This window comes from Goodfellowiella coeruleoviolacea, assembly GCF_024171785.1.
Classification (GTDB): domain Bacteria; phylum Actinomycetota; class Actinomycetes; order Mycobacteriales; family Pseudonocardiaceae; genus Goodfellowiella; species Goodfellowiella coeruleoviolacea.
Map to the genome: position 1 here is coordinate 48,087 of NZ_JAMTCK010000008.1, position 25,162 is coordinate 73,248.

The window sequence follows — 25,162 nt, forward strand, 5'->3', positions numbered from 1 at the left end:
CGCAGAGAGGAGCCCGGCGTGACCGAACTGGCCGATCTGACCGCGGTGGAGCTGGTCGCCGAGTACCGCGCCGGCACCCTGTCCCCGGTCGAGGTGACCGAGGCGGTGCTGACCCGGATCGAGGCGGCCGAGCCGGTGCTGCGCGCCACCTACGCGCTGGACCCGGACGCGGCGCTGGCGGCGGCCCGCGCGGCCGAGCGGCGCTGGTCCCGGGGTGCGCCGGCCGGCCCGGTGGACGGCGTGCCGGTCACGGTGAAGGAGAACATCGCCACCCGGGGCACGCCGGTGCCGCTGGGCAGCGCCGCCACCGAGCTGGTGCCGGCCGCCGAGGACGCGCCCGCCGCGGCCCGGCTGCGCGAGTCCGGCGCGGTGCTGCTGGCCAAGACGACCATGCCGGACTACGGCATGCTCTCCTCGGGGCTGTCCAGCTTCCACCCGTTGAGCCGGAACCCGTGGGACACCGGCAGAACACCGGGCGGCTCCAGCTCGGGTGCGGCCGCGGCGGCCGCCGCCGGGTACGGGCCGCTGCACGTGGGCACCGACATCGGCGGCTCGATCCGGCTGCCCGCCGGCTGGTGCGGGCTGGTCGGCCTCAAACCGAGCTTCGGCCGGGTGCCGGTGGACCCGCCCTACCCGGGGCGGGTCGTCGGGCCGATCACCCGAACCGTGGCGGACACCGCCCTGCTCATGGCCGTGCTGTCCACACCGGACGATCGCGACCACCTGAGCCTGCCGCCGGCCGACATCGCCTGGCAGGAGCTGGACATCGACCTGACCGGCCTGCGCGTCGGCCACCTGCCCTCGGCCGGCGTCGGGCTGGACCCCGAACCCGAGGTGGCCGCCGCGGTGGCCGCGGCCGCGCGCGCGTTCGCCTCGGCCGGCGCGGTGGTCGAGCCGGTCGAGCCGTTCCTCACCCGGGAGATGCTGGACGGGCTGGACCGGTTCTGGCGCGTCCGGTTCTGGACGGACCTGGCGCGGATGCCCGACGGGCGGCGGGACCGCGTGCTGCCCTACATCCGCGAGTGGGCCGAGGGTGGCGCGGGGTTGAGCGGCACCGAGGTGTACCAGGGGTTCGCGCAGATGGACGCGATGAGCGTGGCCGCGTTGCGCGCCTGCCAGCCGTTCGACGTCGTGCTCTCACCCGTGTCGCCGGTGCCGGCGTTCCCGGCGGAGGCGGCCTCGCCCACCAACGATCCGGCCCGCCCGTTCGAGCACATCGGGTTCACCGTGGCGCTGAACATGTCCGGCCAGCCCGCGGTGTCGGTCAACTGCGGGTACACGGTGGACGGTCTGCCGATCGGCCTGCAGATCACCGGTCGGCGTTTCGACGACCTGGGCGTGCTGCGCGTGGCCAGCGCCTACGAGCAGCTCCGGCCGCCGCAGCGCCCCTGGCCCAGCCCGTGAACCCCGGGTCGCGGTGGCCTGATCACCCACATGGCCCTGCCTGAACTGTCAACTCGCAGGGTTTGCACAGTCAACTCGCGGGGGAGGGGTGGGGATCAGGCGCCGAAGAGGGTGGCGGCCTCGCGGCCCTTGGCCTGGTTCTCGGTGACCAGGGGGCGCAGGTCGCGCTCGTAGGCCGCGAACGCGGCGCGGTGGTCGCCAGGGTGCGCGGCCAGGTGGGTGGCGAGCAGGTGCGCGCCGATCAGGGCCTGTGAGGTGCCCATGCCGGAGGTGGGGGCGGCGCAGTAGCCGGCGTCGCCCACCAGCGCGACGCGGCCGGACGACCACTGGTCCATCTCGACCTGGCACGACGAGGCGCAGTAGAAGTCCTCGGCGGTGGTCATGGCGTCCAGCAGCCGGGGGATCTCCCAGCCCTGGCCGGCGAACCGGTCGCGGACGATCTCCTGCTGTGCGGCGCGGTCCAACCGGTCCAGCTCCGGTGAGTCGGTGGCGAACGACAGGCTGACCGTCATCCGCTCGACGTCGGCGGCGCTGAACAGGTAGACGGCCCGGCCGGGCGCGGTGCTCAACAGTCCACTGTGGTCCAGTCCGAGGTGGTTGGCCGCGGTGAAGCCGACGCCGGACATGCCCAGGTGCCGCTGGAAGCGCGCGTGCGGCCCGAACACCAGCCGCCGCACCAGCGAGTGCACCCCGTCCGCGCCGATGACCAGGTCGAACTCGCGTGGCCGCGCGTGGTCGAAGCTGACGAGCACACCCGTGTCGTGCTGGTCGATCGCGGCGATCGAGTCGCCGAACACGTACTCGACGTCGTCGCGGGTGATCCGGTGCAGGATGCGGGTCAGGTCGGACTTGGGCACCTCCAGTTCGCCGGCGAACGCCTCGGCGGGCAGCCGCGCGACCTGCTGGCCGTCCGCGTCCAGCACGGTGGTGCCGCGCATCCGCGTCTGGTGCGCGCGCACCTCGGCCAGGATGCCCATCCGCTCCAGCACGTCGAGCGCGTCGCCGCGGAAGTCCACCGCGTACCCGCTCTCGCGCACCACCGCGCTCCGCTCCACCACGGTCACCGCGCACCCCTGGCGGCGCAGCCAGTACGCCAACGCGGGTCCGGCGACGCTCGCACCCGAGATCAGCACCTTCGTGTTCGTCATGGCGCAGACCGTACGCAGCTCTTGTCCAAACGGTCAAGACGATCGCGCAAACCAATCGCGCAAGACGTTCGCCTCAACCAATTGGTCAATCCCTCGGTATGCTGCTCGGCATGGGAAACCGGGAGGACCTGCTGGCCGGCGCGACGCGGTGCCTGATCGAGCGGGGCTGGGCGCGCACCACGGTGCGCGACATCGCGGCGGCGGCCGGCGTCAGCCACGCGGCCATCGGCTACCACTTCGGCTCGCGCGAGGCGCTGCTGACCCAGGCGCTGGTGCTGGCCATGGAGGAACTGAGCGCGGAACTCGACCGGGTCGGCCGGTCCGCGGACCCCGAGCGGCGGTGGGCGGCGCTGATCAGCACGTTCACCTCGCACCGCGCGCTGTGGGTGGCCAACCTGGAGGCCCTGGTGCAGGCCGAGCGCTCACCCGAACTGCGCGAGCACCTCGTCGCCGGGCAACGCCAGGCCCGCGCGGGCAGCGGCGGATCCGTGCCGCTGGCCCTGCTCACCGGGCTGATGATGCAGTGGCTGCTCGACCCGGACCACGCGCCGTCCGCCGCCGACGTGGTGACCGAGTTGCGCGAACTGGCCGAGCGCACCGCGGCAGAACGGCCGATGTGAACGGTTAACCGGTTTGGTTGCCGAGGAAAAGGGGCATTGCAGGCCGCATGCACGAGGCACGGGTGGTCAACCTGCTGGGCGCAACGGCCCTCGCCGTCACCGATCTCCTGGTGGCCGGCGCCAAGACCGCGTCGGGAACCAGCAGCAGCGGCGCTGCCGCACTGGTGCTGCTGCACGAGGAGAACCGGCTCAACGTCACCGAACTGGGCCGGCGGGTGGGCCTGACCCAGTCCGCCGCGGCCCGCATGGTCGACGGACTCGAACAGCGCGGCCTGGTCACCCGCAGGCCCACCGGCAGCCGGTGGGTGTCGGTGCACCTGACCGCGGCCGGCCGCCGGGTCGCCAGGCAGCTGCTCGACTCGCGCAACACCGAGATCGCCGCGCTGGTGGCCCGGCTGTCCCTGGCCGACCAGCGCACCCTGGCCACCATCCTGGAGAAGCTGCTCACCGGCATCCACCACGGCGTGGGCAACTCCGACCGGATCTGCCGGCTGTGCGACCGGGGCAGCTGCCTGCGCGCCGGCGCGTCCTGCCCGGTCGGCCAGTCGCGGCGGCGCCAGGCCGCCCAGGTCGGCGCGCACCACGACGCGCGTGCGGGAGAAGCCGTTGGGTAACGTCCTGGCACTGGCCTCCGCGCTGTGCTTCGGCAGCACCCACTTCCTCAGCGCGCTGCTGTCCCGCCGGATGAACAGCACCGCGGTCGCCCTGCTCGGTCAGCTCGGGGGGACCGCGGCGATCCTCCCGGTCACCCTGGCCGTGCCGGCCGCCTCGGTCGACGTGACCGCGCTCGGCTGGGGCGCGCTGTCCGGGGTCGGCACCGGGATCGGGATCACCTTCCTCTACCGCGGGGTCAGCACCGGCAAGCTCAGCGTGGTGGTGCCGGTCAGCGACGTCGGCGCGGTGGCGCTGCCCGTCCTGGTCGGCGTCGTCCTGCTGGACGAACGGCCCCCGGTGCTGAGCTGGCTGGGCATCGCCGCCGCCGCACCCGCGCTCTGGCTGGTCTCCCGGGCGTCCGGTGAGCCGGGACACCGCGCCGAGCCGGGCCGCTCCGGCGGCACCGCCACCGGCAGCCTGGCCGGGCTGGTCGCCGGGGTGGGCTTCGCCGTGCAGTTCATCGCCCTGGCCAGGGCGGACGAGGCCGCCGGACTCTGGCCGCTGCTGGTCAGCCGGGTGGCGTCGGTGCTGGCCATCGCGCCGGCCGCGCTGGCCACGCGTGCCGCGCTCCGGCCGCGGCCCCGGCTCCTGCTCGGCACGCTGGCCACCGGAACCCTCGGCACGCTGGGGACCCTGCTCTACACGCTGGCCACGCGCGAGCAACTGCTCACCCTGGCCGTGGTGCTCACCGCGCTCTACCCGGCGATCCCGGTCGTCCTCGGGATCACCGCACTGCGCGAGCGGGTCAGCGCGCGCCAGCTCGTCGGACTCGGCCTGGCCGCCGTGGCGATCGCGCTGATCGCCCTGTCCGGCGCCTGAACCCCCGGGGCACGGGCGCCGGGCGTCGGGCGATGCCTGCGCGGCCGTGGGGCGCCAGCCGCCGCGGGGGTGCGGGAACGAGGTCGAGATCACGTCGGGCCGCCGTGCCGTGACCCGGCCCGGGCTTGCGTCGCGACATCGTGGATACGTAATGTCCATGATTGTCGCCCGGCGGTGCGCCGGGACGTGATCCGCTGAGGAGGAACCCGCGGTGCCGCACGACATCATCAACCCCGACACGCTGCACGACCCGGTCGGCTTCGGCTACAGCCACGTGGCCACCACGTCCGGTGAACTCGTCTTCATCGCCGGCCAGTACGCCTCCGACGACACCGGCCAGGTGGTGCCCGGTGACTTCCGGGCGCAGATGACCAGGGCGCTGGAGAACCTGGGCAAGGCGCTCGCCGCGGTGGGGTTGGACTACCAGCACGTGGTCCGCGTCGGCAGCTACGTGGTCGACCACGACGCCGACAAGCTCGCGGTCATCGGCGAACTCATCGGCGGGATCTGGGGTGCCAGGCCGCCGACGCAGACCCTGGTCGGGGTGGCCGCGCTCGCCCTGCCCGGAATGCTCTACGAGATCGACGCCGTGGCTGTGCGGCCCTGATCCTGATCCGGTGCCTTGTGCCGACCACCCCGGGACCCGGAGGTCCACAGTGGACCTTCGGTCCCGGCGGCGGGCGGTGTGGTCACCGGATGTCGAAGGCGTCCCGGTTGCTGGCCAGGAACTCGTCGAAGGTGCGGGGTTCGCGGCCGATCAGGTCGCGAACGCCCGTGGTGGTGATGGCCATGACGCCCGTGGTCGCCTCGGCCATCAGGGCGGTGACCTCGCGGGCCACCTCGGCGGGGAAGCCGTTGCGGGTGAGCGTGTCCGCCATCTCGGCCGGGGGCACGCCGACGTAGCGCACGGTGCGGCCCAGCGCGGCCGAGAGCTTGGCCGCGATCTCGGCCTGGGTGAGCGCCTCCGGCCCGGTCAGGTCGTAGCTCTGGCCGACGCCTCGGTCGCTGGTCAGCACCTCGGCCGCGCACGCGGCGATGTCCACGCAGTCGACGTAGGCGAGCCGGCCGTCGCCGTAGCAGTTCACGATGGTGCCGTCGACGATGGCGCCGCCCGCCGCGCCGGTGATGAAGTTCTGCATGAAGGCGTTGGGGCGCAACACGGTCCACGGCACGCCCGACGCCTTGAGGTGCTGCTCGATCCGCCAGTGCGCGTTCTCACCGAGCTTGCCCTCCGCCCGGGCGCGCCAGACGGACACCTTCACGATCCTGCGCACCCCGGCCGCGCTGGCCGCGTCGATGAGGGTGTTCTGCCACCGGATCATGGGCAGTTCGCCGTTCACCGGCAGGGCGAAGGGCGTGTTGAGCAGCAGCCGGTCCACGCCGTGCAGCGCCGGGGTGATCGAGTCGGGGTCGTCGAAGTCGCCGACCACGAAGTCGCAGCCGAGCGCCCTGCCCTTGGCCTCGTCGCGGACCAGTGCGCGGAACGGCACGCCGTCCCGCTTGAGCTGGGCGACCAGGTGCTGGCCGATGGCGCCGGTGGCGCCGGTAACCAGGATCATCGCTGTCCCTGTCTGTCTGTGTGTGGGGTGGGCGCGAGCGGCGGTGCGCTCGCGCTGGTGCGCTGCCGGCAGTTAAGGTGAGGGGCCCTCAACCAAGATAGGTGAGGGTGCCTCAACTTAGCAAGGGGGTGCGCATGGACTCGGCGACACCGCGGCGGCGCCGGCCGAGGGCGGACGCGCGGCGCAACTACGAGCGCCTGCTCGCCGAGGCCGACGCCGTGTTCCGGGAGCACGGCGTCGACGCCTCACTGGAGCGCATCGCCCGGCAGGCGGGCGTGGCCATCGGCACGCTCTACAAGCACTTCCCCACCCGGCTCGCGCTGATCGCCGCACTGCTGCGGGAGCGCCACGACGCCCTGTTCGCGCGCGGCGACGCGCTGCTGGCCGATGCCAGCCCGGGCGCGGCGCTGGCCACCTGGATCCGGCTGGTGGTCGCGCACGCCGCCACCTACCAGGGGCTGGCCGCGCTGTTCATCGTCGGCCCCGGCCTGAAGGCCGCCGAACTGGCCGAGGACTGCGCGCGGCTGGCCAGCGTCACCGAACAACTCGTCGGCACCGCCCGCGCGGCCGGCGCCTTGCGGCCGGAGGTGACCAGCGCGGACGTGTCCGCCCTGATGAACGCGGCGGCCTGGGTGCACGAGGAGATCTCGGCCGACCAGGCCAACCGGCTGCTGGACCTCGCCGTGGCCGGGATGACGCCCACCGGCACGGCGTTGGGGAGCTGACGCCGGCCGGACCGGACCGGCCGGAAAACCGGTTGCCCGCGCGGGTGGCCGGCCGATAGGCATCCGGGCGTGATGACTGCCGCCACGGTGTTGCGGGTGCTGGAGTTGCTGCGCGCGGCCGACGTGGCCGTCTGGATCGCCGGTGGGTGGGGCATCGACGCCCTGGTCGGCCGGCAGACCAGGACCCACGAGGACCTCGACCTGCTGCACAACGTCGAGCACGAGGACCGGGCGGTGCAGGTGTTGGCGGACAACGGTTTCCGGCTGACCCTGGACCTGCGGCCGGTGCGGTTCGTGCTGACCGGCCCCGGGGCGGCCCAGTTGGACCTGCACCCGCTGGCGTTCGCGCCGGACGGCTCGGCGGTGCAGGCGGCCGACGACGCCGGCGGCACGTTCGACTACCCCGCCGAGTGCTTCGTCACCGGCCGCATCGGCCGGACCGAGGTGCCCTGCGTGTCAACCGCCCAGCAGATCCACTTCCACCAGGGCTACCAGCCCCGGGCGCGGGACCTGCACGACATGGCGCAGCTGCGCGCCGCCTTCGGGGTCAGCACGCACTTCTAGGTGTACTGACCGCGGACACTGATCGATGATGCGCTTGCCTTTGAGTGCGCTCACACCTCTACCGTCCTGGTCATGGAACCGGACGACGCGTTGCGCGAGGCGCTTCGCCTGGCGGTGGATCCGCCAGGCGGGGTCTCGATCGAGGCGTTGCGTGAACTCGCTCGCGATGACGATTCGACCGAGTGGGACATCGCGACGACGGCCGCTCACCTCGGGGTGAATCCCCACACGCTGCGCTACTACGAGCGCATCGGCCTGGTCTGCGTGCCTCGCGATGGTGCGGGGCATCGTCGCTATGACGCGGCCGCGGTTCGCCGCCTCGTGTTCCTGACACGGATGCGGACCTCAGGTATGCCGATCAGCGACCTGCGCCACTACATCGACCTCGTCGACGCGGATCGGGACACGGTCTCTGAACGCATGGACATGATGCTGGAGCACCGCGACACCCTGCGCTCCCAGATCGCCCAGCTCCAACTCGCTCTTGCTGCCACCGAGTACAAGATCGCCACCTATCAGAAAGCCCCTCGACCATGACGAACACCTCCGCTCCCCAACACGACATCGACAGCCCCGAGCAGCTCGCTCGTCGCCGTCACGGACAGTCAGTGCTGTCGCGAATCGACGGACACGCCGGCGAGGCAGTGATCGACTCACTCGCCGACATCAACCCAGCACTCGGGCACCACGTCGCGGCGTTCGGATTCGGCGACATCTATGACCGTCCGGGCTTGGATCCCCGAAGCCGCCAACTCGTCACCCTCGGCTCCTTGATCGCGCTCGGCGGCTGCGAACCACAGCTCAAGGTCCACATCGGTGCAGCACTGAACGTAGGCATCAGCCGGGAAGAGATCACCGAGGTCATCCTGCACGCCGCCTGCTACTGCGGATTCCCACGCGCGGTGAACGCCACCTTCGTGGCGCGCGAGGTCTTCACCGAGCGCGACACCGCTCCCGCCAACTGAACCCAATCCCTCAACCGGGCCAGCAGCCGCACCGGCTGCTGGCCCTTCTCATGCCCGGGGTACAACGCTCATGACACACCCCGACGCCGCTCTGACGCCCAAGCACAGGCTTACCGTCGCTCACCTCGTTGTTGACGACGGCTGGCCCATCAGTGAGGTGGCCACGCGCTTCCACCGGACCGTGGCCGACGGCTGGGCCTACGCCCGTTGCCACCAGTCCGAAGCCGAGCGACGCGCCGCACTCGAAGCATGGCTACACCGCTACAACCAGCACCGGCCTCACACTGCCTGCGAGAACCGGCCACCGATCACGCGATTGACCAACCTCTCCGGCCAGTCCATCTCAGGCGTCCCCAGTTCCTCCACTGTGGACGGATATCGCGGCTGGTTCGGCACTGGCCCCGGGGCATCCCGGGCCCGAGATCTACCGCCCCTGCCGCTGTGACCAGTTGCCGATCACGGTGATCGGTCGCCCCGAACCCGTCCTGGTCACCCACATGGCCCTGCCTGAAGTGTCAACTCGCGGGGTTTGCAAAGTCGACTCGCGGTGGGGTGGGGTGGGGGGTGGGCGCGCAACGGGCCCGGAATCCACAGTGGACGGTCAGGTCGCACCGCGGCCGCCGGGCCCGTTGGTGTTCGGCTCTGGTCGGCTACTTCAGGTAGTCCTTGCCTCGGGTGACCGCGCCGTAGGCGTCCACGATGCCGCTGCCGTAGAAGCCGTTGAACTTCTCGGTGCCCTCACAGGTCGCGTCGAACTCGGCCGGACGACCCACGTTGGCGTAGGACACGGTCGGCGGCACCGGGCAGGCCCGCTTGGTGGCCGTGCCGCGCAGCACCTTCTCCACCTTGTCCGGAGCCATGGTCAGCGTGCCAGGGCGGTCCTTGTCCGCCGTGCCGTACTGGCTGACGATCAGCGCGGCCACCCCGGTGGCGTGCGGCGCGGCCATCGACGTGCCCTGCAGGAACTGGTAGTACCCGCACACGCCGCTGGTGCAGTCCTTCTGCACGCCCAGGGACTGGCCGGCCGGGGTGATGTTGCCGTCCGCGTCGATGGCGCCGTCCTCCAGCGCGATGTTGCGCGGGTAGGTCGACAGGATCAGGTTCTCGTTGGCCAGGTACCAGTCCGTGCCGACGCCGTCGCGGTAGTAGCCGCCCGGCGCGGACACCGTGGCCTGCTCCACCCCGTAGTTGGAGTAGTCGGCCTTGGTGCCCGACGGGCCGAGCGCGGCCACGCTGATCACGTGCTCGCCCTCGGTGGGCAGGTCGAGGCAGTCGGCGTTGTCGATCGGCCGGGCGTAGGTCGCGCCGGCCGGGTAGTCCGGGCTGCTGTAGTCGGTGCGCGGCTTGCCCAGGTCCTCGTGGTTGTTGCCGAGCGCGCCGACCAGGGTGACACCCTTGCGGTGCGCGTAGTTCAGCGCCCGCTGCACCGCGGCGATGGTGGTGCGCTGCTCCAGCTGCGCCTCGGGCGAGTCGGCCGGGTTGGCCGTGCAGTTGTACAGCCACGGGTCGACGTAGAACGACATGTTGATCACGTCGAGCCCGATGTCGGCGCCGTAGGTCAGCGCGTCCACCACCGGCTGGAGGAAGAAGTAGCCGCTGTCCTGGCCGCCCCGGATGTTCACCAGGGTCACGTTCGGCGCCACACCGGAGATGCCGAACCCGTTGGCCGCCGCCGCGATCGTGCCGGCCACGTGCGTGCCGTGGCCGCCGCCGTCGTGGTTGGCCGGGTCGACGCAGCCGCGGAACTCGCACGGGCCGTCCACCACGGCACCGGTCGAGTCGTAGGGGATGTCCACGGTGAAGTTGCGGGACAGCGCCGCGTCGAAGTTCGGCGCGATGTCCGGGTGGGTGCCGTCCACCCCGGTGTCCAGCACGCCCACGGTGACCCGGCGGTCACCGGCCTGCTTGTCCCTGGCCAGGGTGGAGCGCACCATGTTCAGGCCCCACAGCTGGTCGTCCAGCGGGTCCAGGCCGGCGGTGGCCTGCTGGCCGCGCGGGTCCGGCGCCGCCTTCCTGGCGCTGGCCCTGGGCCCGAACTGGTTCTCCTTCTCCACCAGGTCGCGCTGGCGGACCGCCTCCGGGGTGACCCCGGGCTGCTGCGGCGCGGTGCCGATGCTGCGCGCGTGCGTGGCGCCGACGATCGCTTCGGACGCGGCGACCCGCTGCACGAACCCACTGGCCGGCGCGGTCACGGTGAGCGCGCCGATCGCGGTGTTCTCCTTGGTCACGGTGCCGCCGGCGGCCCGGACGGCGGACAGCGCCGCGTCCCGGTTCGCGCCGTCCTCCAACAGCACGGTGTACTCACTGGTCTGGCCGGTCTGCGCGGCCGGGGCGGCGCCAGCACCCGGGGCCACGCCCAGGGTCACCAGCGACGCGGCCAGCGGCAGGGATAACGCCGCGGCCAACGTGCGTCGTGTTCGCATTCTTCGTCTGCCTCCTCGAAGGCCCCTCGCGGACGGTGCTCTCGAACCCGCAGGGAACACTCTGGTTCGAGAACGACCCTGATCATCACGGCCATTTGGCGGCTTTTGGGTTGCCCGCCGGTTTCGTTGGAATCTCGTGACCGTCGGGGTAACGGCGGCCGTCGCGACGACGATGAACACGGGCGCACGGCCCGCATGGCGCGAGAACCCGTGCTGCGGGGCGGTTTCTGGCCCCGGCCGGTCACCCGGCCCGCTGCCCGGCCGCGACCACGTCGTCCGGCCCCCGCGCGGGACCTGCCGAGGAAACCCGAGGCCACCGGCTCTCCGGTGCGATGGGCGGCAGTTGTATTCATTCTACCGAGAGCCGGTGATCGTTGCCGCCGTGCTCGTCCGACTGATCGCCCCTAGGATGGGCGGACTGACCAACCGACGGGCCGAGGAACTGGCGGAAGGGCAGGGTTTGCCGGTGTCCACTTTCGACGCGATCGTGATCGGGCTCGGCGGGATGGGGTCGGCCGCCGCGTACCAGCTGGCCAGGCGGGGACAGCGGGTGCTGGGCCTGGAGCGGTTCGGGCCGCTGCACGACCGGGGGTCCAGTCACGGAGGTTCCCGGATCATCCGGCAGGCGTACTTCGAGGACCCCGCCTACGTGCCGCTGCTGCTGCGGGCCTACGAGCTGTGGGACGAGGTGGAGCGCCGCGCCGACCGCCGCCTGGTCTACCGGACCGGCGGGCTGATGATCGGCGCGCCGGACAGCCGCACCGTCGCCGGCAGCCGCCGCAGCGCCCACCAGTGGGGCCTGGACCACGAACTGCTCGACGCGGCCGAGATCCGCCGCCGGTTTCCCACGCTGCGGCCGGCCGCCACCGAGGTCGCGCTCTACGAGCGGGCGGCGGGCCTGGTGGTGCCCGAGTCCGGGGTGGCCGCCCACCTGCGGCTGGCCAGTCGGGCCGGTGCGGAGCTGCACTACCAGGAGCGGGTGCGCGAGTGGACGGCCGACCCGGCCGGCTCGGGCGTGCGGGTGGTGACCGAGCAGGGGGTGTACCACGCCGGGCAGCTGGTGGTCTGCCCCGGTGCGTGGGCCCCGCGCCTGCTGGCCGATTTGGGGGTGCCGCTGCGCGTGGAGCGGCAGGTGCAGTTCTGGTTCGCCCCGGCCGGTCCGGCCGACGCGTTCGACGCCGAGCGCCACCCCGTCTACGTCTGGGAGACGCCCGACGGCCGGCAGGGCTACGGCGTGCCCCGCCACCCGGAGTCGCCGGACGCGTGCAAGGTGGCCTTCTTCCGCGGTGGCGCGGACTGCGATCCGGACACTGTGGACCGAACCGTGCGGCCCGAGGAGACCGCCGCCATCGCCGACTTCTTCGCCACCCGCGTCCCCGACCTGACCGGGTCCTTTGTGGACGCTCGAACCTGTTTGTACACCAGCACTCCGGACGAGCACTTCGTCATCGACCGCCACCCGGAGCACCCGCAGGTGGTGGTGGCGTGCGGGTTCTCCGGGCACGGCTTCAAGTTCGTGCCGGTGGTCGGCGAGATCCTGGCCGAACTGGTGGTGGACGGCGCCACCCGCCACCCGGTCGGCCTGTTCGCCAGCACCAGGTTCGGCTGATCAGGCCTCGCGCAGGAGCTTCGTGGCGACCTCCAGGGCCACGGCGTTGCGCTGCTCATCGGTGACGTCGAGGTCGAACAGGGCCGGCACGCTGCCGATGACCACCGCGAGCACCGCCAACCGCGCCTCGAACTGCCGCACCAGGGTGTCCTCGGGACCGCTGAGCACCGAGACCATGGTCAGCATGCGGTTGCGCAGCTGGTCGCCGATCGGGTGGGTGTCCAGGAACCGCTGGTTGGTCTGGGAGAACTTGATGAGCGGCCGCCAGCGGGTGCTGAGCAGGTCGGTGATCCGCCGCAGCACCGCCATGCGCGCGTCCTGCGTGCGGGGCTGGGCGCGGGCCCAGTCGAGGAGTTCGTCGATCGAGCGGATCAGGTCCTCGACCACGCCGACCAGGATGTCCTCCTTGGTCTTGTAGTGGTAGTACAGCGCGGGACGGGTGATGCCCAGCCGGTCGGCCACCTCCCGCAGTGAGGTGTTCTCGTAGCCCTGTTCGGCGAACAGTTCCAGTGCGATCTGCTGGATCCGGTCCCTGGTGTCGCTGCGCCGGCCACTCATCGTCGGTTCGTCACTCCTGTTCCGCCCAGCACTTGACCGCGGCCGGCCCGTTCACTTACTTTCGTGTAAGTAAGTCACGTCAGCCGGTCGCCTCTCCGAAGGAGCACAGTATGACCACGGCCAAACACACTTCGCCCAGCTCGCACGGGGTGCCCGAGGTCGGGAACCCGCCCGCCTTCCCGATGACCCGGCGCTGTCCGTTCAGCCCGCCCGAGGAGTACCGGGCGCTGCGCGAGCAGGGGCCGCTGGTCAGGGTGCGGCTGCCCAGCGGACAGCACAGCTGGGTGGTGACCCGGTACGCCGAGGCCAAGCAGGTGCTCACCGACCCGAGGATCAGCACCGACCCCACCCAGCCTGGTTTCCCCACGACCAATCCCGAGTCCTGCGAGGCCGGCCAGCGCCCCGAGGGGCAGTTCATCGACATGGACCCGCCCGAGCACACCGCCTACCGGCGCATGCTGATCTCCGAGTTCAGCGTGCGCCGGATCAACCAGCTGCGCCCGGCCATCCAGCGGGTGGTCGACCAGCGCGTCGACGCCATGCTGGCCGAGGGCGGCCCGCTCGACCTGGTCGAGTGGTTCGGCCTGCCGGTGCCGTCCATCGTGATCTGCGAGCTGCTCGGCGTGCCCTACGCCGACCACGAGTACTTCGAGTCGCGCACCCGCACGTTCGCCCGGCTGACCACCGATCCCGCCGAGGCGAACGCGGCCGTCCGGGAGCTGCGCGGCTACCTCGCCGAGCTGGTCGCCCGAGTGGAGCGCGAACCGAACGACGGGCTGGTCAGCCGGCTGTTCACCGAGCGGGTGGCCACCGGTGAGCTGACCCGCGAGGCCCTGGCCGGCATGGCGTTCCTGCTGCTGCTCGCCGGACACGAGACCACGGCCAACATGATCCCGCTGAGCGTGCTCAGCCTGCTGGAGAACCCGGCGGCGCTGGCCGAGATCCGGGCCGATCCGGGTCTGCTGCCCGGGGCGGTGGAAGAACTGCTGCGTTTCCACTCCGCTGTGGACTGGGTGGCGTTCGACCGGATGGCCGTCGAGGACGTGGAGATCGGCGGGCAGCTGGTGCGCGCGGGTGAGGGCATCTACGTGCTGGGCGCCTCGGCCAACCGCGACGAGCGGGCGTTCGACCGCCCCGACGAGTTCGACATCCACCGCGGCGCCCGGAACCACCTGGCGTTCGGCAACGGCGTGCACCAGTGCCTCGGCCAGAACCTGGCGCGCGCCGAACTGGAGATCGCGCTGCGCACCCTGTTCGAGCGCATGCCCACGCTGCGGCTGGCCCGGCCGGTGGCCGAACTGCCGCTCAAGTCCGACTCGGCCATCTTCGGCCTGGCCGAGCTACCCGTGACCTGGTGACCCGCTCGACAGCGCTGACCAGCGTTTGTGGCGAAGATTCACTCGATCGCGCTACGTTCGGGAAAAGAGCAACATTGCCGAGCGGAGGAGGCGTAATCCGTGCGCACGAGGAGAAGACCCAGCCCGGGCAGAGTCGCCGGCCTGACCCTGGTGTTCGCCGCGAGTGTGGCGGCGGTGGGCGTGACCGCTGTTCCCGCGGCCCTGGCCGCGCCCGCGGCGGCCGTCAGCGTCCCCGCGCCGGCCGGCGCCGAGGACGTCTGTCCGGAGAGCGTGCGGATCACCAGCGGGGCCGTGGACGCCGCCGTCGGCCACCGGGGCGTGGTGATCAGCCTGGAGAACTGTGGTGACCAGCCCTACGCGGTGAACGGCTACCCCGAACTGGCCGTGCTGGACGACCAGCGGGCGCCGATGAACGTCGCCGTCGAGCACGGTTCCGGCTACTACGCCATCGACCCCGGCCCCAGTCCGGTGACCCTGGCGCCGGGCGAGCGCGCGTACGCCATGGTGATGTGGTCCAACATCGTGACCGAGTGGGAGGTCCCCCCGCCCGGCTCCTACCTGGTGGCCGCGCCAGTGCCGGGAGGGCCCGCCACCACCCTGCCCATGCGGATCGACAACGGCACCACCGGCAAGGTGACCGTGACCGCCTGGTCGCTGGACATGCCGTAGTGATCGGGTAACCCCGGTTCTCGTGGATCAGACCGGGGGGACCAGGCCGACCAGGAAGCCGTCCTGGTCGCACGCGGGGCAGGGCCGGCCGTTGTCGATGGTGCGCGGCACGTCACCGATGACCGCCTGCACCGGGTTGGCGATGAAACCCGCACCGCCGCACAGGTGGCAGATGGTGTGCGCCTCCTCGGACACCTCGAACTCGGCGCCCTCGTCCTCGTCGTCCGACTCGCTCATCACGCCCAGCCTACCCGTCGGCACCCGGGTGCGACGCCGGTGCGAGCCGCGTCGCGGTGCGCTTGACGGGTGGTCGGCGCGCGGGTTGGCTGGCCGGACCGGGTAGGCGGGCGGGAGGGGAAGACGGGTGTCCGACGAGCTGATCGTGGAGCGGGACGGGGCCGTGCTCCGGGTGCTGTTCAACCGGCCGGACCAGCGCAACGCCATGACCTTCGCGATGTACGAGGGGCTCACCCGGGCGTGCGAGCTGGCCAACGCGGACGAGGGCATCCGGGTGATGGTGCTGCGCGGTGCCGGTGACGAGGCGTTCGTCGCCGGCACCGACATCGGCCAGTTCCGCGACTTCGCCGACGCCGCCGACGGCATCGCCTACGAGCGCCGGATCACCGCCGTGACGACCACCCTGGAGCGGGTGCGGGTGCCCACGGTGGCGGCGGTGTCCGGGTACTGCGTCGGCGGCGGCATGGTGCTGGCCGCCTGCTGCGACATCCGGATCGCCACCACCACCGCGCGGTTCGGCGTGCCCACCGCCCGCACCCTGGGCAACTGCCTGTCGATGAACACCTACTCGCTGCTGGTGCACCACCTCGGCCCGGCCCGCACCCTGGACCTGCTGCTGCGGGCGCGGCTGCTCACCGCCGAGGACGCGGCCGGCGCCGGGTTCGTGGCCGAGGTGTGCGCGCCCGACGAACTCACCGCCCGGGTCGACGCGCTGGTCGAGCAGCTGAGCCGGCACGCGCCGCTGACCATGTGGGCGGCCAAGGAGGCGGCGTACCGGCTGCGCACCGCCGCGCTGCCGGACGGCGAGGACATCGTGGCGACGGTGATGGGCAGCGCCGACTTCCGCGAGGGAGTGGCCAGCTTCCTGGCCAAGCGCCGTCCACAGTGGACGGGTCGGTAGGTCGGCGCCGCCGCGCGCCCAGCGCGGGCGCGCCAGGCGGGGACTAGACACCCTCGCGGACGCGCGGTGAGGGCGCGGGTGCGGGCCGGCGCTGGACCAGCCAGAGCCACAGGGTGCAGGCGAGGCCGATGACCGAGGCGCCGGTCAGCCACCAGAACGCGGTGTGGAAGGCGGTCTCGGTGCCCGAGGGCAGGTGCTGGGCCAGGACCACCGCGAACAGGGCGCCGCCCACCGCGCCGCCCACCCGGATGGCGATGTTCACCTGGGTGGCGGCGTCGGGGAGCTGGTCGGGGCGCACCGAGGCGTAGGCGGCGGTGGTGATCGGGGTCGCCGCCAGGGCCAGTGCCATGCCGCGCGCCAGGAGCAGCGCCTGCACCACGAGCGCGTCGGTGTCGGTGGGCAGCAGCGCGAACGGCACGGTGGTGGCGATGGTCAGCACGCCGCCCCAGAAGGCCACCACCCCGCCGCCGAAGCGGTCGGTGAGCTGGCCGCCCAGCGGCAGCACGACCGCCGTGCCCAGGCCGAGGGAGATCAGCGACAGGCCGGTGCTGATCACGTCCATGCCCTGGGACAGCTGGAAGTACAGCGGGAACAGCAGCATGGCGCCGAACTGCCCGGCGCCGTTGAACACGGTGGCACCACTGGCCGCCAGGTACACGCGGTTGCGGAACAGGCCGAGGTCCAGCAGCGGGTGCGGGTGGCGCCGGGAGCGCAGGCCGAACGCCAGCAGTCCCGCCACGCCGAGCACCAGGGGCAGCAGCACCGCCGGTGTGGCGATGCTCCCGTGCTCGCCCCAGCTGGTCAGCGCGGACACGGTCAGCGGCAGGCCGAGTCCGATGAGGACGAACCCGGGCCAGTCCAGCGGCGCGGCCGCGCCCAGTTCGCCCCGGGGCACCAGGCGCAGGCCCAGCAGCAGGCCGACGGCGCCGATGGGCAGGTTGACCAGGAACAGCCACTGCCACGGCAGGTTGTGCAGGATCAGCCCGCCGGCGGTGGGGCCGAGGGCCGGGCCGCTGCTCACCGCGATCCCCAGGATGCTCATCACCCGGCCGAGCCGCTGCGGCCCCACGGCCTGACCGAGGATGGTCTGGCCGGCGGGCACCAGCAGGCCGGCGGCCAGCCCCTGGAGCACGCGCAGGCCGATCAGCCAGGTCACGTCCGGCGCCAGCGCGCACAGTCCGGACGCGACGGTGAACGCGGCCAGCGAGCCCAGCCACAGCCGGCCCACGCCCACCCGCCGGCCCAGCCACCCGCAGAGCGGCAGGGACACGGCCAGGGCGATGAGGTAGCCGGTGGCCACCCACTGCGCCAGGTCCAGGGGCGCGCCCAGGTCGGTGCCGATGGTGTCCAGCCCGACGTTGACCAGGGACGCGTCCAGCATGCTGAGGAACGCGCCGATGACGATGACCAGGGCGAGTCGCCACACCCGCCAGGGGATGCGTTCCAGTGGAGCTGACGTCATGACCGTGCCCTTCCCGTGGTGTGCGGCGTGCTCGCCGGGTGGACCGCGGCGAACCGGGCGCTGCCGCGCGATGTCCTGTTCGGACGGTAGAACCTCCAGGAAGGTGGAGGTCAAGAACGTTCGTCGCACTAACGGTGTGATCCAGCTCAACCGCGCTTGACCTCCAGTGGACTGGAGCTTTGACACTGGTCGCGGCGACGCCGGCGGGCGTCGGGTGCGGGCTGAGGTGAGGGGATCGGGATGCGGGCGGTGTGGGTGACCAGGTTCGGCGGCCCCGAGGTACTGGTGCCGGGGGAGGCACCGGAGCCGGTGGCCGGGCCGGGGCAGGTCGTGGTCGGGGTGGCGGTCGCGGGGATCGACTTCGTGCAGACCCAGTTGCGTCGCGGGTTCACCCCGGGGCCGGCGCTGCCGGAGCCGCCCTACCTGCCGGGCGGCGGGGTGGCCGGCGAGGTGCTGGCGATCGGCGCGGGAGTGGCTTCCGGCTGGCTCGGCCGGCGAGTGGCCGCCGGCACCGTGCACGACGTGGGCGCGTACGCCGAGCGGGCGCTGGCGCCGGTGGAGTCGCTGGTGGCGGTGCCGGACGGGCTGGGCCTGCCGGAGGCGGCGGCACTGCGCTACGACGGCAGCACCGCGCTCGGCCTGTTCGACAAGGCCGCCATCCGCGCGGGCGAGTGGGTGCTGGTCGAGGCGGCCGCCGGCGGGGTGGGCAGCCTGCTGGTGCAGTTGGCGCACCAGGCCGGCGCGCGGGTGGTGGGCGCGGCGCGCGGGGTCGAGAAGCTGGCGCTGGCCCGGGAACTGGGCGCCGAGGTGGTGGTCGACTACGCCGAGCCGGACTGGACCGACCAGGTGCTCGCGGCGACCGGCGGGACCGGGCCGGACGTGGTGTTCGACGGTGTCGGCGGCCGGATCGGGCAGGCCGCGCTCGGGATCACCGCGCCGGGCGGCCGGTTCTCCCAGCACGGCGCGGCCAGCGGCACGCCGACCGCGATCGACGCGGAACTGGTGCGGCGGCGCGGGGTGCGGGTGCTGGGCTTCGAGCAGTTGGCCGAGGTGGGGGCGAACCAGAAGCGGCTGGCCGAACGGGTCTTCGCCGCCGCGGCGGCCGGGCGGATCAGGCCGGTGATCGGGCGGACCTTCCCGGTGGAGCGGGCCGCGGACGCGCACGCCGCGATCGAGGCCCGCGCCGTGCTCGGCAAGACCCTGCTGCTGGTGTGAGCCCCGGGGGTGCGTGCGCCCGCACCCCCGGGTTCGTCAGGCCGCCACGGCCCGGGTGCGGTCAGGCCGTCACAGGGTGGCCAGGTGGCGCTTGACGGCCGCGATCGTGGCGGTCACGTCCGGCGTGGCGGTGCTCGGGTCGGGCAGCCACAGCTTCACCTGGTAGGTGTACAGGCCGTCGTGGGTGGCGAAGACCACCGCGTCACCCACGTAGTAGCCCCAGGTGTAGTAGGCCACCTGGAAGACGTCCACACCGTCCACAGTGGTCAGCTTGGTGTAGTGCACCGGGTCGAGGCCGCCCTGGCCGATCCGGCTTTGGGCGTCGGCCAGCAGGCGCGCGGTGTCGCTGTAGTAGGCGGCCTCGGCCTCGTTGCGGTACTTGCCCACCGTCGAGCCGGCTGTGTAGGCCCCGTCGGCGGTCTCGGCCGAGGCCATCAGCTGCTGGTTGGTGTCGTAGGTGATCTCCTGGCTGCTCCACGGGGAGCCGACGTCGGGCAGTTCGGCGGAGGTGAGCAGGACGGAGTGCGGGATGGCGGTGCTCGCGCTGGCGGCCGGGGCGGCCGGGCTGGTGGCGGCGGGCGAGGCGGACGCCCCGGCCGCGCCGCCCAGCAGCAGACCGGTGATCACGGCCGCGCCGGTGGCCGCCAGGGCCAGGCGTCTGGGGGCGGACATGCGCATGGGAACTCCTTCCACTCGGGCAGGACCGTCTAGTCCTTTAAAGTTCAACTGGTTAGATATTTACCTTCTGGAAGCTGTACTTAGCAACTATTCACTGAGAGTGGGTCAGCTCGACACCGCCACCTGGCGGCACGGCCGATGGCCCGACCGGCGATCAGGCCGGCACCACCGGTGGCGAGGCCGGGCCGTGGTGCCGATACCGGTCCGCGCGGGACGGAGGCGAAACCACCCGTTCGAGCGGGCGCGCGGCTTCGAGCGGGCGCGCGGTCAGCCGACCCCGGTGCCCACCTGACCGATGACGCTGTCGCCGTACGCGGCCAGGGTGGCCTCGCGGTCGTCGTGCATCAGGTAGAGGGCGAACTGGTCAACGCCCAGCTCGGCCAGCTCGGCCAGCCGGTCCCGGTGCGCCGAGACCGGCCCGAGCAGGCAGAACCGGTCCACGATGGGGTCCGGCACGAAGTCGGCGGACGGGTTGCCGGCCCGGCCGTGGTGGGCGTAGTCGTAGCCCCGCCGGCCGGCGATGTAGTCGGTCAGCGCGCGCGGCACCGGCCCGTCCTGGCCGTAGCGGGCCACCAGGTCGGCCACGTGGTTGCCGACCATGCCGCCGAACCAGCGCAACTGGTCGCGCTGGTGGGCCAGGTCGGTGCCCACGTAGGCGGGCGCGGCCACGCACACCCGCACCGCCGCCGGGTCCCGTCCGGCGTCCCGGGCCGCCGCCCGCACCGAGGCGATGGTCCACCGGGCGATGTCCGGGTCGGCGGTCTGCAGGATGAACCCGTCGGCCCGCTCGCCGACCAGGCGCAGCGCCCGGGGCCCGTAGGCGGCCATCCACACCTCCAGCCGGCCGTCGCGCACCCACGGGAGGCGCACCGGCGTGCCGTGGTGCACCACCTCCCGGCCCTCGGCCAGCTCCCTGATCACGTGCATGGCCGAGGCCAGGGTGGCCAGGGACGCCGGCGGCCGGCCGATCACCCGGCGCGCCGAGTCGCCCCGGCCGATCCCGCACACCGTGCGGTTGCCGAACATGTCGTTGAGGGTGGCGAACAGCGACGCGGTCACCGACCAGTCGCGGGTGCTCGGGTTGGTCACCATCGGCCCGACCACCATCCGGCTGGTGGCCGCCAGCACCTGCGAGTAGATGACGAACGGCTCCTGCCACAGCACGCACGAGTCGAACGTCCACCCGTGCGAGAAACCCAGTTCCTCGGCCCGGCGCAGGGTCCGGACCACCGCCGAGGCGGGCGGATCGGTCTGCAGCACGACACCGAAGTCCATTGTGGCCTCCCAACCCGGTCGGTCCGTCCGAAGTGGAGTCAGTGCAGGTACTGGCACAGGTCGCGACGCAGGAACCGGCCGTGGCCCGCCGCACCCGTGAACGTGTCATCGGCCAGGACCACCCGGCCCCTGGAGAGCACCGTGTCCACCTTCCCGGTGATCTCCATGCCCTCGTAGGCGGAGTAGTCCACGTTCATGTGGTGGGTGGCGGCCGACAGCGTCTGCGTGGCGGTCGGGTCGTACACCACGATGTCCGCGTCCGAGCCCGGCGCGATGACACCCTTGCGCGGGTACAGGCCGAACATCCGGGCCGGCGTGGTCGAGGCCACCTCCACCCACCGCGCCAGGCTCAGCTCACCGGCGAGCACTCCCTGGTGCAGCAGGTCCATCCGGTGCTCCACGCCCGGCATGCCGTTGGGAATCCGGGAGAAGTCGCCCCGACCCAGTTCCTTCTGCTCGGCGAAGCAGAACGGGCAGTGGTCGGTGGACACCACGGACAGGTCGTTGGTGCGCAGGCCCCGCCACAGCGGCGCCTGGTGCTCCACCGGGCGCAGCGGCGGCGAGCACACGAACTTCGCGCCCTCGAAGCCGGGCCTGGCCAGGTCCTCGATGGACAGGAACAGGTACTGCGGGCAGGTCTCGGCGAACACGTTCTGGCCGGCGTCGCGGGCCTGGCTCACCGCGGCCAGCGCGGGCGCCGAGGACAGGTGCACGATGTAGAGCGGGGCGCCGGTCACCCCGGCCAGCTGGATCGCCCGACCGGTGGCCTCGGCCTCCAGCTCCGGCGGCCGGGTCAGGCCGTGCTCGACCGGTGCGGTGCGGCCCTCGGCCAGTGCCCTGGCCACCAGCTGGTCGATGGCGATGCCGTTCTCCGCGTGCATCATGATCAGCGCGCCGTTGCCGGTGGCCTGGCGCATCGCCCGCAGGATGTCGCCGTCGGTGGCGTACAGCACGCCGGGGTAGGCCATGAACAGCTTGAAGCTGCTCACCCCGGCCGCCACGCAGGCGTCCATCTCCTTGAGGCTGTTGTCGTTGACGTCGGACACGATCATGTGGAAGCCGTAGTCCACCGCGCACTGGCCGTCCGCCTTCGCGTGCCACTCGTCCAGTGTGGACAGCACGCTGGTGCCCTTGGCCTGCACGGCGAAGTCCACGATCGTGGTGGTGCCGCCCCACGCCGCGGCCACCGTGCCGGTGGCGAAGGTGTCCGAGGACGTGGTGCCGCCGAAGGGCATCTCCATGTGCGTGTGCGCGTCCACGCCACCGGGCAGCACGTACCGGCCGGTGGCGTCCACCACCCGGTCGGCCGCGGCCGCCCAGCCGTCGGTCAGGCCGGCGTCCGGCGCGGCCAGGGCGGCGATCCGCTCGCCCTCGACCAGCACGTCGGCCGGTGCCGCCCCGGTGGCGTTGACCACCAGCCCGCCGCGAACCACAGTGCGCATCGCCGCCCGCCTTTCCCACACGCGCGTCCCGACTCGGCCACATTCACTCGATCGTGGTGCCAGTTGTCCACAGGGCCCCGAGTTGTCCACAGCCCCGCTCGCCGCCCTGTCCCGCCCGGGGTGGGGTGGGTAGGCTGGACCTGGGGTCGCCCCCCTGGGAGGGCGGGGGTGTGGGCCAGAGCCGGCGCACCGTCACGGCTGACCGTCACGGCTGACCGTCACGGCTGGAGGAGCTGCCTGTAGCTGTCCGGCCGGCGGTCCCGGTAGAACGCCCACAGGTCGCGCACCTCGGCGAGCACGCCCATGTCCAGCTCGCGCACCACCACCTCGTCGGCGGTGTCCGAGGCGGCCTCGCCGACCAGCTGCCCGCGCGGGTCCACGAAGTAGGACTGGCCGTAGAACTCGTTGTCGCCCAAGGGTTCCACGCCCACCCGGTTGATCGTGCCGACGAAGTACTCGTTGGCCACGGCCGCGGCCGGCTGCTCCAGCCGCCACAGGTACTCCGACAGCCCCCGGCTGGTCGCCGACGGGTTGAACACGATGCGCGCGCCGCCCAACCCCAGCGCCCGCCACCCCTCGGGGAAGTGCCGCTCGTAGCAGATGTACACGCCGATCCGGCCCACCGCCGTGTCGAACACCGGGTAGCCCAGGTTGCCCGGCCGGAAGTAGAACTTCTCCCAGAACCCGCTCACCTGGGGCAGGTGGTTCTTGCGGTGCTTGCCCAGGTACCGGCCGTCCGCGTCGATCACCGCCGCGGTGTTGTAGTAGACGCCCGGCTGTTCCTCCTCGTACACCGGCACGATGAGCACCACACCGTGCCGCTCGGCCACCTCGCGCATCAGCGCCGTGGTGGGACCGTCCGGCACGGCCTCGGTGTAGGAGTAGTAGTCGGTGTCCTGCACCTGGCAGAAGTACGGGCCGTAGAACAGCTCCTGCAGGCACACCACCTGGGCGCCGCGCGAGGCGGCCACGCCGATGGCGTCCACCGCCGCCGCGATCATGGAGTCCTTGTCACCGGTCCAGCGCTGCTGGACGAGTCCGGCCTTGACGATGTCGGCCACGCTTTCTCCCTTCCCCCGAGGACGCGCCGCCACGGGACAGGACGAGGTAGACCAGCAGGGCGCCGAGCAGGCCGGCCACCCACGAGTAGTCGTAGAGCGGTTTCAGCGCGGGAATCAGGCCCTCCGGCGGGAACGGGCCGGCGCCGGGGGCGGAGTGGGCGCCGCCCACGGCGAGGACCGCACCCACGCAGGTGGCCACGACAGCCCGCCAGTTCCAGCCCCCGCGGAACCAGTATCGCCCCGTCTCCGCGTACAGGCTGGGCAGATCCAGCCGGGTGCGGTGGACCAGCCAGTAGCCGCCGATCAGCACCCCGGCCACGGCCGCCAGCACCCCGCCGTAGAAGCCCAGCCAGGCGAAGATGTAGACGCGTGGGTCGGCGATCAGCCGCCACGGCTGGATCAGCACGCCCAGCACCCCGGTGATCAGCCCGCCGACCCGGAAGCTGACCAGTTTCGGCACCGCGTTGGAGAAGTCGTAGGACGGGCTGACCACGTTGGCCGCCAGGTTGGCCGACACCGTGGCCAGCACCACCGCGACCAGCGCGGCGATCACCGCGACCGGGCTGCTGAACCGGCTGGCCAGCCGCACCGGGTCCCAGATGGCCTCGCCGTAGAGCACCACCGTGCCCGAGGTGGTCACGATCGACACGATCGCGATGAACGACATGGTGGTGGGCAGGCCGAGCACCTGGCCGAGCACCTGTTGGCGCTGGCTGCCGCCGAACCTGGTGAAGTCGGGCATGTTCAGCGACAGCGTCGCCCAGAACGCGATCATGCCCATCAGCGACGGCGCGAACACCCGCCAGAACTCCGCGCCCCAGCCCAGCGCGGACGGTTCGGCCAGGATCGGCCCGAACCCGCCGGCCCGCACCACCACCCACACCACCAGCACCAGGAACGCCGCGGTGACCAGGGGCGCGCTCCAGTTCTCGAACCGGCGCACCGCCTCCATGCCGCGCCAGATGATCAGCATCTGGACCAGCCAGAACACCGCGAAGCCCAGCCACAGCGTCCACGGCTGGCCCAGCACGCGGGGCGCGTTCACCCAGCCGGTGCCGGCCAGCTGGCCCACGATCACGTAGATCGCCTGGCCACCCACCCAGGTCTGGATGCCGAACCAGCCGCAGGCGATGAACGCGCGCAGCAGCGCGGCCAGGTTGGCGCCGCGCACCCCGTAGCAGGCGCGGGCGAACACCGGGAAGGGGATGCCGTACTTGGTGCCGGCGTGGCTGTTGAGCAGCATCGGCACCAGCACGATCAGGTTGCCCAGGGTGATGGTCAGCAACGCCTGCAGCCAGTTCATCCCGATCGCCACCAGCCCGGAGGCCAGCAGGTAGCTGGGGATGTTGTGGGCCATGCCCATCCACAGGGCGAAGTAGGTGTAGGTCGACCAGGTGCGGGCCCGCACCGGAACCGGGGCCAGCTCCGGGTTGACGTACCGGCTGCCCACGATCGCGGTGTAGTCGGTCAGCTCCACCCGGCCGTCGGCGTGGGTCAGCTGGCGCGGTGCGGTGCCGGGCCCCATCGCCTCACACCCCGGGCGCGGGCGGGCGATCGCGGTGTGGCAGCATCCCGGCGACCGGCTGCTGGCCCTGGCGCGTGGATTCCATCTCGGCATCCTGGGTCGCGCCCGGTGCCGCGGGGCAGCGTCACACTGTCCACGATTGCCGGATTTCCCGCACACTCCGCCACTTGCGCGAGCACGGGTGCCGGTCTCCGCGCCCGTGGGGTCGCCGCCGCCGGGCCGGCTTGCCCGCGCGTCCACTGCCACGACAGCCACCCGTGACCGGGGGAACCGGACCTGCCGTGGCTGTCC

25 protein-coding genes and 2 pseudogenes are annotated in these 25,162 nt (G+C 72.3%); 16 read left to right on the forward strand and 11 right to left on the reverse strand.

Annotated elements, in window-relative coordinates; genetic code table 11:
• Positions 1–18: 18 nt before the first annotated feature.
• Entirely contained in the window at positions 19–1,404 is a 1,386-nt protein-coding gene (locus LX83_RS18195) for an amidase (protein WP_253772904.1), read from the forward strand.
• A gap of 95 nt (positions 1,405–1,499) precedes the next feature.
• On the opposite strand, the gene LX83_RS18200 is transcribed toward LX83_RS18195, so the two are convergent.
• The gene (locus LX83_RS18200; protein ID WP_253772906.1) at positions 1,500–2,552 is read right to left on the reverse strand and encodes an FAD-dependent monooxygenase; all 1,053 of its coding nucleotides are present in this window, start codon (positions 2,550–2,552) and stop codon (positions 1,500–1,502) included.
• Between the two features lie 110 nt (positions 2,553–2,662).
• Here LX83_RS18200 and LX83_RS18205 point away from each other — a divergent pair, with 110 nt between their 5' ends.
• The 4 genes from LX83_RS18205 to LX83_RS18220 all read left to right on the forward strand — a co-directional run bounded on the left by LX83_RS18205 (position 2,663) and on the right by LX83_RS18220 (position 5,252).
• Entirely contained in the window at positions 2,663–3,172 is a 510-nt protein-coding gene (locus LX83_RS18205; RefSeq protein WP_253772908.1) for a TetR/AcrR family transcriptional regulator, read from the forward strand.
• Between the two features lie 47 nt (positions 3,173–3,219).
• Positions 3,220–3,786, forward strand: a complete 567-nt coding sequence (locus LX83_RS18210) for a MarR family winged helix-turn-helix transcriptional regulator (protein WP_253772910.1) — start codon at positions 3,220–3,222, stop codon at positions 3,784–3,786.
• Entirely contained in the window at positions 3,779–4,645 is an 867-nt protein-coding gene (locus LX83_RS18215; protein WP_253772912.1) for an EamA family transporter, read from the forward strand. Before LX83_RS18210 ends, LX83_RS18215 begins: the two co-directional genes overlap by 8 nt.
• 211 nt (positions 4,646–4,856) lie before the next feature.
• Entirely contained in the window at positions 4,857–5,252 is a 396-nt protein-coding gene (locus LX83_RS18220; protein WP_253772913.1) for a RidA family protein, read from the forward strand.
• Between the two features lie 82 nt (positions 5,253–5,334).
• On the opposite strand, the gene LX83_RS18225 is transcribed toward LX83_RS18220, so the two are convergent.
• On the reverse strand, positions 5,335–6,204 hold the full coding sequence (locus tag LX83_RS18225; RefSeq protein ID WP_253772915.1) for an SDR family oxidoreductase: 870 nt from the start codon (positions 6,202–6,204) through the stop codon (positions 5,335–5,337).
• Positions 6,205–6,338: 134 nt separating this feature from the next.
• Here LX83_RS18225 and LX83_RS18230 point away from each other — a divergent pair, with 134 nt between their 5' ends.
• The 6 genes and pseudogenes from LX83_RS18230 to LX83_RS38715 all read left to right on the forward strand — a co-directional run.
• Positions 6,339–6,929 (forward strand): TetR/AcrR family transcriptional regulator, encoded by a 591-nt coding sequence (locus tag LX83_RS18230; protein WP_253772917.1) that lies wholly within the window; start codon positions 6,339–6,341, stop codon positions 6,927–6,929.
• Positions 6,930–7,001: 72 nt separating this feature from the next.
• Positions 7,002–7,493 (forward strand): nucleotidyltransferase domain-containing protein, encoded by a 492-nt coding sequence (locus tag LX83_RS18235; protein WP_253772919.1) that lies wholly within the window; start codon positions 7,002–7,004, stop codon positions 7,491–7,493.
• 72 nt (positions 7,494–7,565) lie between these two features.
• A complete protein-coding gene (locus LX83_RS18240; protein WP_253772921.1) occupies positions 7,566–8,030 on the forward strand; it encodes a MerR family transcriptional regulator in 465 nt (154 codons plus the stop codon).
• Positions 8,027–8,458, forward strand: coding sequence for a carboxymuconolactone decarboxylase family protein (locus LX83_RS18245; RefSeq protein WP_253772923.1), 432 nt, complete (start codon positions 8,027–8,029; stop codon positions 8,456–8,458). Before LX83_RS18240 ends, LX83_RS18245 begins: the two co-directional genes overlap by 4 nt.
• Before the next feature lie 70 nt (positions 8,459–8,528).
• Positions 8,529–8,630: pseudogene (locus LX83_RS38710) on the forward strand (IS481 family transposase); the annotation flags it as partial.
• Positions 8,625–8,801: pseudogene (locus LX83_RS38715) on the forward strand (integrase core domain-containing protein); the annotation flags it as partial. The pseudogenes LX83_RS38710 and LX83_RS38715, both read left to right, overlap by 6 nt.
• 307 nt (positions 8,802–9,108) lie before the next feature.
• Here the strand turns inward: LX83_RS38715 and LX83_RS18255 are convergent.
• A complete protein-coding gene (locus LX83_RS18255) occupies positions 9,109–10,881 on the reverse strand; it encodes a S8 family serine peptidase (protein ID WP_253772925.1) in 1,773 nt (590 codons plus the stop codon).
• 466 nt (positions 10,882–11,347) lie between these two features.
• Between LX83_RS18255 and solA the strand changes: the two genes are divergently transcribed.
• Positions 11,348–12,490: an N-methyl-L-tryptophan oxidase gene (solA, locus tag LX83_RS18260; protein WP_253772927.1), complete on the forward strand. Its 1,143-nt coding sequence runs from the start codon at positions 11,348–11,350 to the stop codon at positions 12,488–12,490.
• On the opposite strand, the gene LX83_RS18265 is transcribed toward solA, so the two are convergent.
• Positions 12,491–13,048, reverse strand: a complete 558-nt coding sequence (locus LX83_RS18265; protein ID WP_253772929.1) for a TetR/AcrR family transcriptional regulator — start codon at positions 13,046–13,048, stop codon at positions 12,491–12,493.
• 110 nt (positions 13,049–13,158) lie between these two features.
• On the opposite strand from LX83_RS18265, the gene LX83_RS18270 reads away from it, so the two are divergent.
• Both LX83_RS18270 and LX83_RS18275 read left to right on the forward strand, forming a co-directional pair.
• The gene (locus LX83_RS18270; protein WP_308204002.1) at positions 13,159–14,406 is read left to right on the forward strand and encodes a cytochrome P450; all 1,248 of its coding nucleotides are present in this window, start codon (positions 13,159–13,161) and stop codon (positions 14,404–14,406) included.
• Between the two features lie 99 nt (positions 14,407–14,505).
• Positions 14,506–15,075 (forward strand): DUF4232 domain-containing protein, encoded by a 570-nt coding sequence (locus tag LX83_RS18275; RefSeq protein ID WP_253772931.1) that lies wholly within the window; start codon positions 14,506–14,508, stop codon positions 15,073–15,075.
• A 27-nt stretch (positions 15,076–15,102) separates the two neighbouring features.
• Here LX83_RS18275 and LX83_RS18280 read toward each other — a convergent pair whose 3' ends face one another.
• Entirely contained in the window at positions 15,103–15,312 is a 210-nt protein-coding gene (locus LX83_RS18280) for a hypothetical protein (RefSeq protein ID WP_253772933.1), read from the reverse strand.
• 127 nt (positions 15,313–15,439) lie between these two features.
• Here LX83_RS18280 and LX83_RS18285 point away from each other — a divergent pair, with 127 nt between their 5' ends.
• Positions 15,440–16,213, forward strand: coding sequence for an enoyl-CoA hydratase/isomerase family protein (locus tag LX83_RS18285; protein ID WP_253772935.1), 774 nt, complete (start codon positions 15,440–15,442; stop codon positions 16,211–16,213).
• A gap of 43 nt (positions 16,214–16,256) precedes the next feature.
• Here the strand turns inward: LX83_RS18285 and LX83_RS18290 are convergent, their stop codons facing one another.
• Positions 16,257–17,675 carry an MDR family MFS transporter gene (locus tag LX83_RS18290; protein WP_253772937.1) on the reverse strand — a complete coding sequence of 473 codons (1,419 nt, stop codon included), beginning with the start codon at positions 17,673–17,675 and terminating at the stop codon, positions 16,257–16,259.
• 240 nt (positions 17,676–17,915) lie between these two features.
• Here LX83_RS18290 and LX83_RS18295 point away from each other — a divergent pair, with 240 nt between their 5' ends.
• Complete coding sequence (locus tag LX83_RS18295; RefSeq protein ID WP_253772939.1) at positions 17,916–18,890, forward strand: zinc-binding dehydrogenase; 975 nt, start codon at positions 17,916–17,918, stop codon at positions 18,888–18,890.
• Positions 18,891–18,959: 69 nt separating this feature from the next.
• Here the strand turns inward: LX83_RS18295 and LX83_RS18300 are convergent, their stop codons facing one another.
• The 5 genes from LX83_RS18300 to LX83_RS18320 form a co-directional block, all read right to left on the reverse strand.
• A complete protein-coding gene (locus LX83_RS18300; protein WP_253772941.1) occupies positions 18,960–19,568 on the reverse strand; it encodes a hypothetical protein in 609 nt (202 codons plus the stop codon).
• A 267-nt stretch (positions 19,569–19,835) separates the two neighbouring features.
• Positions 19,836–20,843: a TIGR03842 family LLM class F420-dependent oxidoreductase gene (locus LX83_RS18305; RefSeq protein WP_253772943.1), complete on the reverse strand. Its 1,008-nt coding sequence runs from the start codon at positions 20,841–20,843 to the stop codon at positions 19,836–19,838.
• A gap of 38 nt (positions 20,844–20,881) precedes the next feature.
• On the reverse strand, positions 20,882–22,285 hold the full coding sequence (gene hydA / locus LX83_RS18310; protein WP_253772945.1) for a dihydropyrimidinase: 1,404 nt from the start codon (positions 22,283–22,285) through the stop codon (positions 20,882–20,884).
• 218 nt (positions 22,286–22,503) lie between these two features.
• Positions 22,504–23,346 (reverse strand): nitrilase-related carbon-nitrogen hydrolase, encoded by an 843-nt coding sequence (locus tag LX83_RS18315; protein WP_253772946.1) that lies wholly within the window; start codon positions 23,344–23,346, stop codon positions 22,504–22,506.
• Positions 23,297–24,871 (reverse strand): NCS1 family nucleobase:cation symporter-1, encoded by a 1,575-nt coding sequence (locus LX83_RS18320; protein WP_253772947.1) that lies wholly within the window; start codon positions 24,869–24,871, stop codon positions 23,297–23,299. The genes LX83_RS18315 and LX83_RS18320 overlap by 50 nt, the downstream gene beginning before the upstream one ends.
• Positions 24,872–25,162: the final 291 nt, after the last annotated feature.

Bases quoted from the DNA above. Each gene is read 5' to 3' on its own strand.
- LX83_RS18200 (WP_253772906.1), bottom strand. From the start codon at position 2,552: ATGACGAACACGAAGGTGCTGATCTCGGGTGCGAGCGTCGCCGGACCC.
- LX83_RS18205 (WP_253772908.1), top strand. From the start codon at position 2,663: ATGGGAAACCGGGAGGACCTGCTGGCCGGCGCGACGCGGTGCCTGATC.
- LX83_RS18210 (WP_253772910.1), top strand. From the start codon at position 3,220: ATGCACGAGGCACGGGTGGTCAACCTGCTGGGCGCAACGGCCCTCGCC.
- LX83_RS18225 (WP_253772915.1), bottom strand. From the start codon at position 6,204: ATGATCCTGGTTACCGGCGCCACCGGCGCCATCGGCCAGCACCTGGTC.
- LX83_RS18230 (WP_253772917.1), top strand. From the start codon at position 6,339: ATGGACTCGGCGACACCGCGGCGGCGCCGGCCGAGGGCGGACGCGCGG.
- LX83_RS18235 (WP_253772919.1), top strand. From the start codon at position 7,002: ATGACTGCCGCCACGGTGTTGCGGGTGCTGGAGTTGCTGCGCGCGGCC.
- LX83_RS18240 (WP_253772921.1), top strand. From the start codon at position 7,566: ATGGAACCGGACGACGCGTTGCGCGAGGCGCTTCGCCTGGCGGTGGAT.
- LX83_RS18245 (WP_253772923.1), top strand. From the start codon at position 8,027: ATGACGAACACCTCCGCTCCCCAACACGACATCGACAGCCCCGAGCAG.
- LX83_RS18255 (WP_253772925.1), bottom strand. From the start codon at position 10,881: ATGCGAACACGACGCACGTTGGCCGCGGCGTTATCCCTGCCGCTGGCC.
- LX83_RS18265 (WP_253772929.1), bottom strand. From the start codon at position 13,048: ATGAGTGGCCGGCGCAGCGACACCAGGGACCGGATCCAGCAGATCGCA.
- LX83_RS18270 (WP_308204002.1), top strand. From the start codon at position 13,159: ATGACCACGGCCAAACACACTTCGCCCAGCTCGCACGGGGTGCCCGAG.
- LX83_RS18280 (WP_253772933.1), bottom strand. From the start codon at position 15,312: ATGAGCGAGTCGGACGACGAGGACGAGGGCGCCGAGTTCGAGGTGTCC.
- LX83_RS18290 (WP_253772937.1), bottom strand. From the start codon at position 17,675: ATGACGTCAGCTCCACTGGAACGCATCCCCTGGCGGGTGTGGCGACTC.
- LX83_RS18295 (WP_253772939.1), top strand. From the start codon at position 17,916: ATGCGGGCGGTGTGGGTGACCAGGTTCGGCGGCCCCGAGGTACTGGTG.
- LX83_RS18300 (WP_253772941.1), bottom strand. From the start codon at position 19,568: ATGCGCATGTCCGCCCCCAGACGCCTGGCCCTGGCGGCCACCGGCGCG.
- LX83_RS18305 (WP_253772943.1), bottom strand. From the start codon at position 20,843: ATGGACTTCGGTGTCGTGCTGCAGACCGATCCGCCCGCCTCGGCGGTG.
- hydA (WP_253772945.1), bottom strand. From the start codon at position 22,285: ATGCGCACTGTGGTTCGCGGCGGGCTGGTGGTCAACGCCACCGGGGCG.
- LX83_RS18320 (WP_253772947.1), bottom strand. From the start codon at position 24,871: ATGGGGCCCGGCACCGCACCGCGCCAGCTGACCCACGCCGACGGCCGG.